Annotated in this window: 9 protein-coding genes; 1 reads left to right on the top strand and 8 read right to left on the bottom strand. The window is 33.1% G+C overall.

Going from position 1 to position 14,527, the window contains the following annotated elements; translation table 11 throughout:
* Positions 1 to 8 precede the first annotated feature (8 nt).
* Entirely contained in the window at positions 9 to 6,275 is a 6,267-nt protein-coding gene (locus OPR58_RS10930) for an OTU domain-containing protein (protein WP_265022696.1), read from the bottom strand.
* A gap of 856 nt (positions 6,276 to 7,131) precedes the next feature.
* Between OPR58_RS10930 and OPR58_RS10925 the strand changes: the two genes are divergently transcribed.
* Positions 7,132 to 8,439: a hypothetical protein gene (locus OPR58_RS10925; RefSeq protein WP_265022695.1), complete on the top strand. Its 1,308-nt coding sequence runs from the start codon at positions 7,132 to 7,134 to the stop codon at positions 8,437 to 8,439.
* Positions 8,440 to 8,923: 484 nt separating this feature from the next.
* Here the strand turns inward: OPR58_RS10925 and OPR58_RS10920 are convergent, their stop codons facing one another.
* The 7 genes from OPR58_RS10920 to OPR58_RS10890 all read right to left on the bottom strand — a co-directional run bounded on the left by OPR58_RS10920 (position 8,924) and on the right by OPR58_RS10890 (position 14,525).
* Positions 8,924 to 10,411: a recombinase family protein gene (locus tag OPR58_RS10920; protein ID WP_265023200.1), complete on the bottom strand. Its 1,488-nt coding sequence runs from the start codon at positions 10,409 to 10,411 to the stop codon at positions 8,924 to 8,926.
* A 10-nt stretch (positions 10,412 to 10,421) separates the two neighbouring features.
* Positions 10,422 to 10,853: a DUF2924 domain-containing protein gene (locus OPR58_RS10915; RefSeq protein WP_265022694.1), complete on the bottom strand. Its 432-nt coding sequence runs from the start codon at positions 10,851 to 10,853 to the stop codon at positions 10,422 to 10,424.
* A gap of 4 nt (positions 10,854 to 10,857) precedes the next feature.
* Positions 10,858 to 11,331 (bottom strand): ankyrin repeat domain-containing protein, encoded by a 474-nt coding sequence (locus tag OPR58_RS10910; RefSeq protein WP_265022693.1) that lies wholly within the window; start codon positions 11,329 to 11,331, stop codon positions 10,858 to 10,860.
* Positions 11,332 to 11,369: 38 nt separating this feature from the next.
* On the bottom strand, positions 11,370 to 12,089 hold the full coding sequence (locus OPR58_RS10905) for an ankyrin repeat domain-containing protein (protein ID WP_265022692.1): 720 nt from the start codon (positions 12,087 to 12,089) through the stop codon (positions 11,370 to 11,372).
* A gap of 167 nt (positions 12,090 to 12,256) precedes the next feature.
* Positions 12,257 to 13,411, bottom strand: coding sequence for a phage tail protein (locus OPR58_RS10900; RefSeq protein WP_265022691.1), 1,155 nt, complete (start codon positions 13,409 to 13,411; stop codon positions 12,257 to 12,259).
* On the bottom strand, positions 13,396 to 14,187 hold the full coding sequence (locus OPR58_RS10895) for a baseplate assembly protein (protein WP_265022690.1): 792 nt from the start codon (positions 14,185 to 14,187) through the stop codon (positions 13,396 to 13,398). The genes OPR58_RS10900 and OPR58_RS10895 overlap by 16 nt, the downstream gene beginning before the upstream one ends.
* Before the next feature lie 2 nt (positions 14,188 to 14,189).
* On the bottom strand, positions 14,190 to 14,525 hold the full coding sequence (locus tag OPR58_RS10890) for a GPW/gp25 family protein (protein WP_264704625.1): 336 nt from the start codon (positions 14,523 to 14,525) through the stop codon (positions 14,190 to 14,192).
* Between the last annotated feature and the right edge of the window lie 2 nt (positions 14,526 to 14,527).

Below are 14,527 nucleotides of genomic sequence, written 5' to 3'. Positions count from 1 at the left end.
TATAACTCCTACCTATTTTGTTGTCTACTTACTGCTGGTTCCACAGATGGCTGATCTATATTAGTGCTACATTCTTTTTGAAAAAAAGATTCAAGAAAATCCATCGTTGTCTTATGATTACTTTCTGACTCTCTAATTCTTTTCTCATTTTTTGAGCCTTTTTCTTTTACTTTTTGTTCTCTGGATTTATTCAAGCTTTCATAATTTATAGTAATTTCTTTTTCTTCTTCTTTTAGAAACCCAGCATTTACCAAATGTTCTTTACAGAGTATCAACTCATAACTACCCTTATTATCTTTACGTGCAGTTCTACCCTTAATCTGTGTTTCTTCTTTTATATCAAGTGAAAAGAATGTCTGTATAACATGCACCCCGCCGCTATTTTCTACAGCAACACTAGACTTAAAATCAACACCACGACCCATACCTCTTGTTGCTAGCGTTACTGTTTTTGCAATACCTGCCTCATCGATATACTTTTCTTTGGTATGCTCTTCCGTATTTTCTGTTAATATGTGTAAGCGATCAAATTTACCGAAGAATTTTTCTTTAAACTTTCTTATTTCTACATCTGTATCAAAAAATATTAACACTGATTGTCCTGAACCAACCTTAGAGTTTGCACGATTAAAAATTTTACTGAGCCATTCTTCTTCTGAATTCTGAGATGTAAAATTTTCACTTGAATTAAATTTCAAATGAGAATCACCAAAAAAAGATGGCATGATGGAATTTTCTCTGATGTTATAAGATTTTCTTACCGCTTTTTTTTCATGCTCATCTAGCGTAGTCAAGGTACCACTTACTCCTAAGATAAGAGGATATTCCTTAGGCAATTCTGCATAAGACACTTTGCCACAGTCTATATTCAAATACCCATAATTTTTACAATCAAAGTCTTTTTTCTTTAACCTAAAGTAATTAAATACGTTGTAATAGCTGCAATAAGTCAAAGTGGAATAAAATCCATCGTCTCTTCTATAACTTATGATTCCTTTATCGTTAATTTTATAGTTGTTAATGTACCAGTCTTTATCACTTCCTTTTGTAACACGTATTGCAGCATCAATCATTTCCTCTAGATGTTCTTGATAGAGAGACCGATTAGTATATTCTTTTTTAATAACCACATTATCTTTTTCTTTCAAAAGATAGTATTTTCCAGGTTTAAATAAAAATTTATTAAATTCTTTAAAATCTTGATTTCTTTCTCCTACCTCTTTCAAAATAGTACTTTTTTCATAATTTTTGCTGGCCATTCCCCATATTTTCTCTTGAATACTAGCTAGTCCTGAAATATGTATAGTATTACATGGACCATAAGTATTTCCATAGAATTGATCAGAAAAGAAAACATCTACTTCATCGATTAGTAAAATAGTATTGCTGATATCCTCTTGCTTTATCTGTCCAGATTGCTCCACGCTATGATTTAAAATACGGCCTTTAACTAATTCTCTTAAATCTTGTTTCTTGCCATTTACCTCAGGCTTTATCACTTCATTTGCCATCTTCTCAAATGTACCATAAGTTATCTTGTCACCAATACCAAACTCCTTAAAAAAGCCGTTAAAATCTTGTTGATCTCGAGCTGCTAAGTATTCACTATAACAAACAGTTCTGACCTTATGACCTGTCAATACTAATAGTGAAGAGAGTAAACCTAGTACAAGCGATTTCCCTTGCCCTGTTAAGACTTGCGCAAGATGCTTATCAACACCTTTAGAGTCTTTATCAACACTTAACAATCGCAAAATGCATAATATTTGAATACAATGTGGCTTTAAGCTTTTTCCTGTACTTGCAATATCCTTTGATTCTTGTATAGACCACACAGCAGCTAATCCAGCAAGAAGATCAGGTAAAGTTTCTCTCTTGAATTTTGTGTTCCATTCATCAATTTTAATTTGTTTTGATTGCTCCCGTACCTTTTCAGTAATAAATTTAATTTTATCTTGGTAATTTTTGTCAGAAGTCTCTTGTATATAGGAGTTAAATTCTTTTAAGTATCTGTTATAGCAATCTCTTAGTGTTTCTACTGTGCTATTATTGTTTTCTTTTCTATATAGCTCTAAAGCTTTGTCTATATCAATCTCATCTTGTTTTCTTAAATACCAAAAAGATTCCCCTATGATACCAATTCGTTTTTTAAAATCCTCATAAGATATGCTATTCCCTACTACAGAAATAAACGGCTTTGTACTTTCTTCTTTGAATATATCGAAAGACACGTAGTTAGGTTGCTCCTTTAGATAAAGAAAAGATTTCTTAATTGCTGACAGTAACTCACTTGCTGCACTCAAATTATCGTCATCAGACCATTTTTTTTGCTCAAGTAAATTACTTACACTATTTAATAGATCTTGAGTGATTTCAATTAAGTAGTGATTAGGGATATTATCCTTATATTTTTTGATGAAATTTTCAGGATCTAAAACCTTATATGAATTTTTATCTTTATTGGCTACTTCTACTTCAGTTAAGTCATTATTAGTTCCTTTAATAAACCAACTGAATTCTATACTATTTAAATCCTCTAAAAATTCATTAAACGATCTAAAGTACTTAATGAACCCTTGTGATTTTGCTTTTTTATCAAGTGCAGTACTTGCAATATCAAGTAGTGTGTTACGTATTGCTTCCATGTTTTGCTTGAACTCCCCATAAGGAAACTTATCAGGAATTTTTTCTAAAATAAATTTTCTATTCTTCCAATACTCGTTATATACATCTACCAAGTCTCTAAAATCACTAGATTGTTCATCTAAAAACGCCTTCTTAATAGATTTTATTTGTTTTGTTAAAATATCTCGATCAATTTCTGAAACTTCTTTTGAGAGATAAGGACTTGTTTGTGCTATAAACCTTATAACATTATGTGTTGCTATTCGAAATGACTCATAATGATCACCTTCTGTGTTTTTAATAAAATCCATATAGCCTTGTATGAGAGGTTCAAATAACTTTAATTCTTTTTCGGAAAGCAGATTAGTAATTGCACTGTCAATAATATATATCCATGCTAAGCGCTCTTGAGATGATATGGATGATAACTCATTATTGCCAAAGAAATTGGAAACAGAGTTTTTTATACGTTGCAACCACGTTTCATCACCAGGGTCCTGTAACGATTTAAGTTTGTATTCAAATTCTTTTTTGTCAGAATAATAACCGGGCTCAAAATATTTCATTAGTGTAAAGATAAAGTGATATTGCTGTTCGAGAGAGCGGTTTAGAGAGGAAGTTAATGGCCAATTTATAGTTTGTATTAAGCCCCATTTTCCTTGACCGTCTTTTTTCAGTAGATCATTAACAGAAATATCTGTTTTACTACTAATCTCTAAAATTAGCTCCTGAAAGCTCTTACAAAGATAAAAATACATAGGATGAGTTAAAGGTGTAAAACTTTGTGAAGAAGCAAGTTTCCCTAGTGCTTCTCCCCTCATTTCCTTTATCCTTTTAAATAAAGCATTCCATGAATCACCTACAAGATCCAGGAAAGGTTGCTCACTCATCATATCAACAAGATCTGCAAACAACTCCATATCTTTATTACTGATATAAAATACCGATTTATCATGCAAGTCAGATAAATGATCTACCATAACAGATGGAGCCATTACAGAAATAGACCAAAGATATTTGTCATATAAGATACTTCCGTGATTATTTATTCCATCTTTACAGATTTGTTGTAATCCTGTCAGCAAATCCCTTGTATAAAATTGATCAACTCGAGAAAACTCTTTCTTTCTTATATCCAGAGCTCTTTCTCTATTAAGCAATTGTTGACTACTACTATTTGTCTCGCGTGAAATGTTCTGATTATTAACTACATCATCTAATATCGATATATTACTAGAGAACTTTCTCCAATCTTCTAATCTTTTAGAAAACTGAAAAAGATCCTCTGCATACTCAAGATTATCTGCAGTTTTACCACTTCTATCCTGCAAAAACTGTTTAAATTGTTCATAAGCTTTATCCCTGTTATTTAATAATTCATCTTCTATAATTTTAGTAATTTTAAGCTTTTCAAGAAAATTTCGTTTTATACCTATAGGATGCCCAGCAAAATCTAACTCTTCAATCTTGTTGAAGCTTACTCTTGCAATAAAGTTTTCCTGATCAAAAGTAAATAAATAACCTGGACTTTGCTTCCTAATATAAACTGTTTTATTATTATGTGGATGAGTAAATTGACACGAATCTATTTCTATCAAATGATCGTTCTTCCATTGTCCCTCTATATATCCATTTTCACCAAATGACTTCCTTGTTCCCTTATTTTCATTAAAGCTACTGTGATCAGCTTTTCCAAATTTGCCGTCTTTCCAAGTACGCTGCTTAAAATGTGATACAGTAGGAATAGACTCTAGGTCAGAATCACTTTCGCAAGATATAGAAGATCTCTCAACCTTATCACTAGCATCATAGTACTCCTCATCAGAAGACAACAATTCCTGACTTACCTGCTGGATTTCTAAAATTCCTGGTTGACTAAGGCCATTATTAGATCTTTTCTTCCTATTTTCTGATAAACCTGATGGTTGTTCTCTTAGGCTACCGACTTGATGAGAAGGACCTGGCTGAAGTTTCTGCTTTTGGCCTGATTTAGGTTGACGATTATTAGAAGAAGATTGCTTGAATTGTCGCTGAAACATACTTCTAGTACTTTCTTTATTGATTAATTCGTTTAGCTTATCTAAGCTATCAATATATGAAAAATGCATTCCTTGGTGGCATATTACAACTTCCTTTTTTTGTCCCCAAATTTCTCTTTTTGGTCGATAACTTCCTAGTAATTCTTGATTTGGCTCAAATATTTCAGGTCCATTCTGATTATCGCGATAAACAGTAATTTTAACATCGGCTAAGGATGCTAAAACAGGAATTTCTTCAAAAAATACAAAATAATTCTTATTATTTACTGCTCCTAAATAAGCTTTGTAAAGCCCTTCAGTTCTGAAGAATGATTCTTTTGCGACAAATTCGCTATTGTATTTTCTATCGTATTCATCTTCAGTTAGACTAGGATCATTTTTTAATGCATATTCCTTTAAATTGGAATTAACTGCGTTATCACCTATAGCTAATCTATCAGCTAGTTGTTTAGCTGCGTTTTCAACAGCTTCGATTTTTTTCTTTGTCTCTTCAGCTAAATTCTTTATTGCACTCGATCCACCAGTTAAATCTTCTGGATTATCTAAAAAAATATTAAAAACCTTTTCCAACTGTTCTCTAAGGCGCTCTGGCATCCGTATGTCATTTAGAGATGTGAATTGGTTCAAGAAATTACTCCATTCATTTCTCATGTCTTCTGCTTTTTCGGTTTCATACATGTCAGTTGTTTTACTACCAAATGCAGCATGAAAAAAACAGTTACCATCGCCTTTTTTATTAATAGGAAGCTCTGCTTGATTATTATTTAAGCAACTATTCTCCCCGAGATCATAATTTCTGATATCTTCAATCAAAGAAGGACTGTTCTTACCTATTACACCATAAACTTCTTCTCTAGAGACTTCTACATTATTTTCAATATCTTTTTTAATGCTACTAAGAAGTGGCACAAAATGTTTTTTGTAATTTACTATTCCAATAAATTTTTTAGTATCTACCCGTAGTTCTTCAAGATTCTCTTCTTCTATGAAAACTTCTGGATCACCGCTATTCACTGTAATTTTAGTTACTGAGATCTTTCCACCGAATTCTTCATTAATTGAATAAAAACAAAGCTCCACATTATATTCATCGGCAATCATTTTTCCTTCAATCTCAGGTCTTCCCCATATAGCATTTTCCAACTTTAGAATTTTTACCTCTGAATCAGAGCTAGCGTTTTTAATATCTTCTGCAGTGAATTCAATACGTGGAACATATTCATGAAGTTTCTCATTTTCTTTATTTAAAGACTTATCCAACCATGAATCATTTCGTAGAACACTCAATTCTTTTTGCGCACATTTCTTGCAAATTCTCCGTAAAGACTTTGCGTTAAATTTTTTATCGCTTGTAATGAAACATTTGTCTACTAGTTCATTCAAACCTTGAGCCACAGAATCAAAAAAGCAATCTCCTTCACTTACAGCAGCTCCGATCTTAAAGTCACTAGGCAAGTGTTCCCTTAAATTCTTTACAAGTCCTTCAAATTTTTCCTTTTCCTTCTCATCTATTGCCACTTTTACCTGTTGAAAAATGAAGATAGGATCTCTAGTTAATAAAGCAATGTTAGTACCTGATGATTCATTCAGTAATTGCTGTGCTTTTAACATAAAACATTAACTTGCTTTGCATAGAAACTTAACTCTATAATATTTTTATCATACTAAGATTGGTAACACAAGCAATTTTTATTTATAGTCCGGTATTTTATTTCAGGTTGCTTTTTTTCACTTTTTTGAACTTGGAACCAGTGCTGTAAAAAGTTCTATTTTAAAATTAGGTTTTTGCTATGAGTCTGTTCTTCATCAAACAAATTGATGTTAATTTAGTGTTGTATATTGTTAATAACTTAAATAATATACCCATTTCCAGCGCTCAAAACCAAGGAACGTGAGAAGAAGTTTTTTTGGGATGGCTTGGTCTACCAAACGATACATACGAACTTTTTAATATAGTGATTTTGCTATACGCTAAAACTAGCCATATTAGCCCATTTCACCCACATCTACATATGAACTAGTTTGCCTAACTTTATTGCAAAGATTTCAAACTTCTATTTTTACAACCTCATTTTTACGCAACTTGTTCTCACAAATATACGATCTATTTTTATCTTTTTGAACAGAGTAAACATTTAAAATCTTTATGACGCTGAGGAGTATTGTATTTCCTGTAAATTCCAATAAAATTTTTGTATCTATTAATATAGAAAATGTTTTTCTTGAAGTTTTTTTATCCTTGGCAATTGTTAGGTTGCTGTTTAATTCTAACTTTTACATAATACCATATATGGGCCAAGAACGTCATACTACAGAGGTTGTCCAGAAACGATTTTTTGTTGGATAGCAAAGATACATGAAGTGACAGCAGGAGAAGACAACTCTCTAAAAAATATGAAAAATTATACTTGCATTAGCTTTTATTCATGCTAATTATGTACATAATATATCTATAGATTGAGGGATTATGATATTAGAATATATTTTAGGAACTAAGCAAGTTCATGCAAATGGTGGATTAGCTACTGAAGAACAGCACATGGAACGTTTTGGTCAGCAAACTCTGGAGCCTAGTCCATCATTGTTAGATCAAGAACAAACTGATGACTGGCATGAGTCCGTTGTTGAAGACAACAATACTGTTGTTGAAAGTTCTTTTATTCCAGAGAACTCAATTTTAATGAATTTAGTAAATCTGTTAACTGAGAGCGAAAAAGTTTTGATTGATGAATTTCATGACAAGATGGAAAGTATAATGAAAGAGTTTCATGAAAATAGATACGAAAGTTCTGCAAAGGTCACTCTAGAAAAGATGGAACGTTTAATAGATGAACATTTGAAAAGAAAAATAAAGCTAAATTTACGCTGTGATCACTATGAACGTAGTGTGTCGAATTTTATATTTAAAAAAATAATTGACATTGCTAATGCTAGCAGTGTTATGCGTATAACTCCTACTACTATATCACGTTATAAGGACAATGGGGAAGAGGCAATAGATGAGTGGGAAGAGGCTTTAGAACCTTTATTCAATATTGTCAATAAGCTACTATCAGCAGGTGCAAAAATAGAGTCTGATTTTTACAATGATAGAATGATAGGTGAAACTATGTGGGGAAGTGATGAGCCTATTTTTACAGAGTGTAAAAAAATTAAGGACAAACTGAAAAGTATCGCATATGAAGGTTTAATAAATAAGAATGAACAAGTTCAAGATGATGATCTGCAAGTAGAAGTAGATAACAATCTTGTTCTTTTTAGGTGGCCAAAAAACAGTATTGTTGAAGTTGGAAAGGTTATGAATAGTAAGGTGAATGAAAACTTTAGTATAGAAAGTAGCATCCTACAGATTGGAGAGAGTATAGTAAGAGTTGAAAATATAGGAGGAAAAAGAAATTATACAGATGTCTTAGGAGATAGCATTGAAATGTCCTTTACCACTGAAGTAGGCGAGATTAGTATTCATCTGTATCCTAGTGATAGTAATATAATAAAAGTAAAGCTTGATGGAGAGAACCAGGAGAAGTTTAACAAATTAAAAGATAAATCAAGTCTAGGAGAAAGCTGCTTTTTAGGAGGAAAAAGTGTTCTACAAGCTGTTAACGATAAAGGTTTTGAAAGAAACGGTAGAATACTTATAGAGTCAGCTGAAACTATTAAACAATCAAATTTTGTAGTGAAAGAATCAGGTGTCCCATCTACTCTTATGAGGCCAATCGATAGTTTAGACCAGCTGCAAAAGATGGGAGCTTCGAAAGAAATAGTAGTGTGTTAATGAAGTCAACTAAAATTAGTAAACAAAAGAAAGGTCTTGGAGGGTAAAAAAATTGATGTATCTTCAAAGTAAGACTTTTTGAGGTATAAACTATACTCTCAAGGTGAGAAGAAATAGTAGGGGGATAAGTGTTGACTTAATAATTTAGAGATTCTTCTAGAGAAATTATTTTTCTCTCTTGATGTTTATTCTTTTATAGGTATAGCCTTTTGTGTTTGATTGAATTGACTTTTGTGATACCTACAGAATTTCCTTTATCAGACCCACCACATGATTCAGCGGGAGAAGGGCTATCAGGAACATTTATCTCTTACGCAATAACTTTGGAGTTCTGGAATCGTTTCACATGTATGTTTAAGATTATCAATATTTTTATTACATAGTTAAGTATCAGTTCCTGTAAAACTAGTTTACCTTAATTCTTTGTTTTAAAGTATTGGTTTTCTGGCACATAGTCTTTTCCATTGCCTATTGCTTTTGTAAATTAAGATTCTAAGCCGTAAAACTTCTCCAGTTGGTCACTCCATAACATTGGTACTTCTCTTAAATAAGCTAGCTTCAAATCTCTTGGCTGTCTTCCATTTACTATGTCTTCTTTAATTTTGGGAGCTAAATAATTTAATCTTAAAATTTGTTGTATACGTCTTGTACCTATATTAATTTTGGCACTCAGCTCTTTCACACTTCTATACTTTCCCTCTTCTAGTTGCCGTTTCCACAGATGGGCTCTTACCACTGCTTTGAGTAACGCATTGTTTGCTTTCCCTTCTGGTTCTACTACCGTGCATTTATTTCCTTTCTTTTTTATTGGTATAAATGTTTCCTCTGACTCAGAATGTACCTCTATTCCATCTTCTCTTATCATTACTCCCTTTATTAACTTTTTCACTACTTCTTTCTGCTTTCCAAAACTTAAATTTTCCCATTTTTCTTCGGTCTTTTCTCTCCAATTTTCATATATCTGCTCCGCTTTCCTCATCACTTCTTTTTCTACTTCTCCTGCTATTACATTTCGGTTTTCTGATTCACAACCTTTTCCCCTTAAATGATTGTTGCATACGTAATATCGATATCTCTTATTCTCCTTTTTTGCATATGTCAGTGTCATATTCACATCACAGCTCTTGCACTTAATTATTCCCCTAAGCAGTGCTTCCTCATATTTTGCTTTTCTATATGGTTGATTCCTTATCAATTCCTGCGCTTTTTGCCACTTTTCTTCTTCTATTATTGCTTCATGCTTTCCCTCATACTCTTTTTCATAATGTTTGATTTTTCCCATATATATTGGATTTGTTATTATTCTCCTTACCGTCGCTTTTTTAAAGATATCTGATTTTGTCCGGTATCCTTGACTATTTAACTCCCTTGCCAATTCTGCCATTGACTTCAGCTCCAAATATCTTTCAAATATATGCTTCACTGTTTTTGCTTCTTTTTCATTTATTATTAATTCCTTATCTTTTACATCATACCCTAGCGGCAAAGTTCCACCCATCCATAAACCTTGTTCTTTTGATGTTGCTATTTTGTTTTTTACTCTCTCTACAATCATCTCTCTTTCTAGTTGTGCTGCTCCTGATAACACCGTTTGTACAAACTTTCCCATTGGCGTATTATTGTCAAATATTTGTGTTACTGCTACAAAATTTACTCGGTGCCTTCTAAAAAATGACGTTACTTCTATACTATCTTTTGTTTCCCTTGATAGCCTATCCAGCGTATATACTACTACACAATCTACTTCTCCTCCTTTAACATCTTCAAATAATTCCTTTATTGCTGGTCTTTCTAAATTCTTTCCTGAATAGCCTCCATCATCGTACCTTTTTGCCAATATTACCCAACCCTCTCTGCTCTTTATGTACTTTTCACATGCTATTCGTTGCGCATCAAGACTATTAAACTTTTGTTCTAGTCCATCCTCATTTGATTTTCTTGTATATATCGCACACCTTACTTCTTTTAGCATTTTATTCTCTTCAATTTTCATTTTTATCACGCATCCCAAATAATAAAGGTCCGTTGTAGCTCATTCCCATTATTTTTCCTGCCACTGCTGACAATGATGTATAAAACTCTTCTTTGTAGATTAAACCCTTGTCTGTTACCATTACCGCATGCGTTTCTTCCCCTCTCTCTAATATTAGCTCTGTTCCTGCTACTGGAAGTTTGTCACTACTTATTCTTTTTCCCTTCTCTAGCCGATCTGCCAGATACTCTAGTCTTTTTCTCCCCTTTCTTGACATTTCTCCATATGCTTTTTCCTGCATTCTATAAGCTAATCTTGGTATCAGATATTTCTTTGAATACCTAGGCGCCTCTTCCCCATATACCTTCTTCCATATTTTTCTCAGTTCACCCAAAGGTTTTTTCTCTAAATTCATTACTTTCTTTTCTACTTCTTCCTCCATATTTTTAGCCCTTCATAAATAGCTTTTCAATTCTGTCTGTTTCTTTCTTTAATACCTCGGTTATCTTTTTGCTATTTTTCGCATAATCCATCGCTGTCATTCCAAATTTATCCGCTTGCTCTATCTCTCCTCCAGCTTTCACTAGCTCCTCCACTATTTCTTTTTCACCTACCATGCACGCAAGGTGTAGAGGTATGCATTTATTTCCATATTCCTCAGCATTTACGTCTGCTCCTGATTTTATCAATTCCCTCACGGTTTCTAGGCGTTTCTCGGTTACCGCTAGATGCAGTGCTGTATATCCTCTTGCATCTGCTGCATTCACATTCGCTCCTTTTTCGACTAATAACTTCACTGTTTTTGCTTCTACTGCATAATGCAGAGCTGTTCTTTCCTTTTCGTCTCTTGCATAAATACTTTTAAATGAGTTCTCTGATAATTCTTTTGCTGATTTATTAAATTTGCCAAGCTTTAACATAATCCACCTCACCTTTTCTTTAAAATCAAGTCCCCTTTTTAAGCCTTTCTTCCTACTACATTTTCTACCTCATCTATCATTTCATTCACTTGGCTGATTATCTTGCTTGCTAAATTTTGACATTCTTTCTTTATTAGCGATTTGTCTCTCTTCCTTATTTCTCCTATCTCTATTATTTTTAGCTCCGGCATATAGCTCCCATTCAACATGTCTGCTATTTCTCCCACTAGCCTTTCTATTCCATAGCAGGTCAGTTCTCTACTTTTTGTTACTCCTCCTTTTTCTCTTAAAAATTTACTTGCCTTTTCACTCTCTTTGCTATCACATAGACAATACTTTTCACTTTCCCAGATATAGTACATTGGTGTTGCACCATATTTATTCAGTTGATTAACTTCAGCTCCGGCCTTTACTAGCTCTTTTATTATTTCAACTCCTGCTCCTCCTATTTTGCACGCAGAGTGCAGTGGCGTACATCCAGTGACATATTGAGTGGCATTTACTTCTGCTCCAGATCTTAGCAGCACTTTTACATTTTCTAAACTTTTTGCGAATACTGCGCAGTGCAGAGGTGTATAACCATTTTTATCTCTTGCATTTACCTCTGCCCCTTTTTTTATTAATAACCTCACTGTTGTGTAATCGGAGATTTCTACTGCTTGGTGCAATATCGTCTCTCCTTCTTCATTTCTTTTATTAATGTTTTTAAACCCGTTACTTGATACTTCTTTAAAAAACTTACTCTTGCTAAACTTCATACTTACCTCACAAAATTAGCTTTTCTAGCGCCAGATAAATTTCTTATATTTACCTGCTGCTATTCAAGTCATGTCCTTTTTAGCATAAGAAAGCAAGTCCTTTTCTTTTTATTTCATACACTTTTACCTATTATTAATATAATATATGAGGATCTAAATATAAGTATTTAACTTATTAGACATATTACTTGACTATTTTTCCAACTTCTGTGCAAATGTCGATGTTCGTGCCACTTCAGTACTCCTGGGTAAAATACTAAAATGTAATTTTCTAATTCGTGTATTGAGTCTTTTTGCTCTAAATCATTTTTATAGTAAACGTTGTGTTCTGCTAAACCATATTTTGTAATCTTCTGATCTGTATAGTTTTCTATTTTGTAGTGGTGAGTAACGCTAAACCTTTCTAAAATTGGCTTGTGTTTTAAATTCCAACGTTGCCCTGAAAGTTTATCGTTTCCCAATACAAATTTATTTCCTTCTTCTTCTATTCTACCAACCGGAAAACAGCTATTTATTTCTCCTAATTTCCAGCTATCTGACAGTACAATCTGCGCTTTTGCAAATTTAATCGATGGTAATAAACTCTGTGGTAATGGATATAGTGCTTTTAAGTTGTACCACTGATGACTTCTTTCATAAATGCCTTTATAATCCCTTGTGTGAGTCTCTGTTTCTCCAAGTACTGCTACATCTAATCGATATACATCATTACTAAATGCTTGTTCGTAATGGTTACGTAGATAACTCTCTATAACCTTAATTGATGTACCACTAAACCTAAAAAAATTTACCCTTCCAAACGATAACACTGGCCCATTTTTTTCAACTTTTATACCAGAGTAGTCTGATAACAAACTTCCAAATAAACTTTCATCTAATATAAATCTCTGCACATTATAATAATCGTTAAAAATCCTCATTAATCTGGATCTTACAGGCAGTGATAGTTTTGCCAGCTCTACTACTGCATCTACGAAGAAGTCATTTGGTACCTCTTTTATCCCTACTTGCAACTCAAAAAAGTGTTTACCGGGTGGCTCTTCAATAATTGTAATATCTTCTATATTTGCCCACTTTAGTGCTATTTTGAGTGATGCTGGGGTTCCACGTAGTCTTTGAAATTTTACTCCTTCTACTACGGCTTTTCTTCTATCTTTTACCCAACGCAGTATCTCTTCTAAACCATATTCTTCTATTATCCACGGCAATGTTTCTTCTTTAAGACTAAACTTAAATCCTCTGATACAGTTTGGATCTACTTTATAATCTATCGCATCTACCAATGCTTTTTCTTGTTTTGTTGCGTTTAGTGGCAATAGCATTTTAAATTTCGCAAATTTGCACACTCATTCCCCAGTACCACAACATCCTCTTTTGGCTCTATTAATTCCACATTTTCTACACCATCTACAAATAGATTCGCTATTATCCACGATCTTGTTACACTCCACCCTAATCTTTTTGCTAATTCAAACTTCTCAATAAACTGCTTCTTGATTTCCTCCTCTGATATTACAGGATTTATGCTCATTCTGCTGTGGATATCTATTTCCATAATATTGCAGCCAATTACTGTTACTGTATCGGTTAAAACCCTTATATCATCTCTAGTAACCTGCTTTTTTACAATTTCTAGTAACTCTTCTAACGCTATGCCAGTTGTGGATAATTGTGTTGATAAGATTGAAATTTGTACTTTTCCTGGTATAGGTGATTCCACTAGTGCGTCTTTTACTCTACTATCTGCTGACAGTGCATGATATTTATAATATTCCTTACTTCCTCCTGTTGACCAACCTGCTATTTTTGCTTTTACCCTCTTTCTAAATCGTTCGTCATCTTCTTCTTTCTGCCTCTCTACTCCATAAAATTCAGCTAAATTACCAACCGTTGCAAATTTTAGTAAATTGCTCTTTACTGCTTCATTTATTCTTTGTCTTAGTAACAATTCCCTCCATGCTGCTACCTCCAGAATCTTTATCGCTGGATCACTTTCTACTAATGCTGAAAAGGTTTCATCTCTATTTACTAACTCTTCCTTCATCCGAGAAAAAATCTCTTCAAAGTTCAGTGGTTCGATAATATTTGGCTGCTGCATTTTTAAACAACTACTCCATTAATATTTATGAACTTACCTTCTGAAAGATAGACACCTTCTAAATTCAATGTTACCCTCCCTTCTTTTACTCCTTCAACTTTTACTTTTTCTAACTTAAATCTCTTCTCAAATTTCCCCAGTGCTTCTGCAGTTGCTGCATAGATTTCCAAAGTTAAATCTCTATTTATTGGCTTATCTACTAATTCAAATAATCGAGAACCATAATCTCTTCTCATTACTCTACTGTTAATAGGAGTGGTCAGTATATCAATTATCGACTGCTTTAAGTGCTCTATTCCTTCTAACGCTTTTCCTGTTTTAGCATCCATACCCTTCATTT

This window comes from Wolbachia endosymbiont (group B) of Ischnura elegans, assembly GCF_947251585.1.
GTDB lineage: Bacteria > Pseudomonadota > Alphaproteobacteria > Rickettsiales > Anaplasmataceae > Wolbachia.
Note: the sequence above shows the minus strand (reverse complement) of the source record. Positions and strands in the feature narration are given on the sequence as shown.

Coding starts and splice junctions, on each gene's coding strand:
- OPR58_RS10925 (WP_265022695.1), top strand. CDS start 7,132: ATGATATTAGAATATATTTTAGGAACTAAGCAAGTTCATGCAAATGGT.
- OPR58_RS10920 (WP_265023200.1), bottom strand. CDS start 10,411: ATGCTAAAAGAAGTAAGGTGTGCGATATATACAAGAAAATCAAATGAG.
- OPR58_RS10890 (WP_264704625.1), bottom strand. CDS start 14,525: ATGAAGGGTATGGATGCTAAAACAGGAAAAGCGTTAGAAGGAATAGAG.
- OPR58_RS10915 (WP_265022694.1), bottom strand. CDS start 10,853: ATGGAGGAAGAAGTAGAAAAGAAAGTAATGAATTTAGAGAAAAAACCT.
- OPR58_RS10910 (WP_265022693.1), bottom strand. CDS start 11,331: ATGTTAAAGCTTGGCAAATTTAATAAATCAGCAAAAGAATTATCAGAG.
- OPR58_RS10905 (WP_265022692.1), bottom strand. CDS start 12,089: ATGAAGTTTAGCAAGAGTAAGTTTTTTAAAGAAGTATCAAGTAACGGG.
- OPR58_RS10895 (WP_265022690.1), bottom strand. CDS start 14,187: ATGCAGCAGCCAAATATTATCGAACCACTGAACTTTGAAGAGATTTTT.
- OPR58_RS10900 (WP_265022691.1), bottom strand. CDS start 13,411: ATGCTATTGCCACTAAACGCAACAAAACAAGAAAAAGCATTGGTAGAT.
- OPR58_RS10930 (WP_265022696.1), bottom strand. CDS start 6,275: ATGTTAAAAGCACAGCAATTACTGAATGAATCATCAGGTACTAACATT.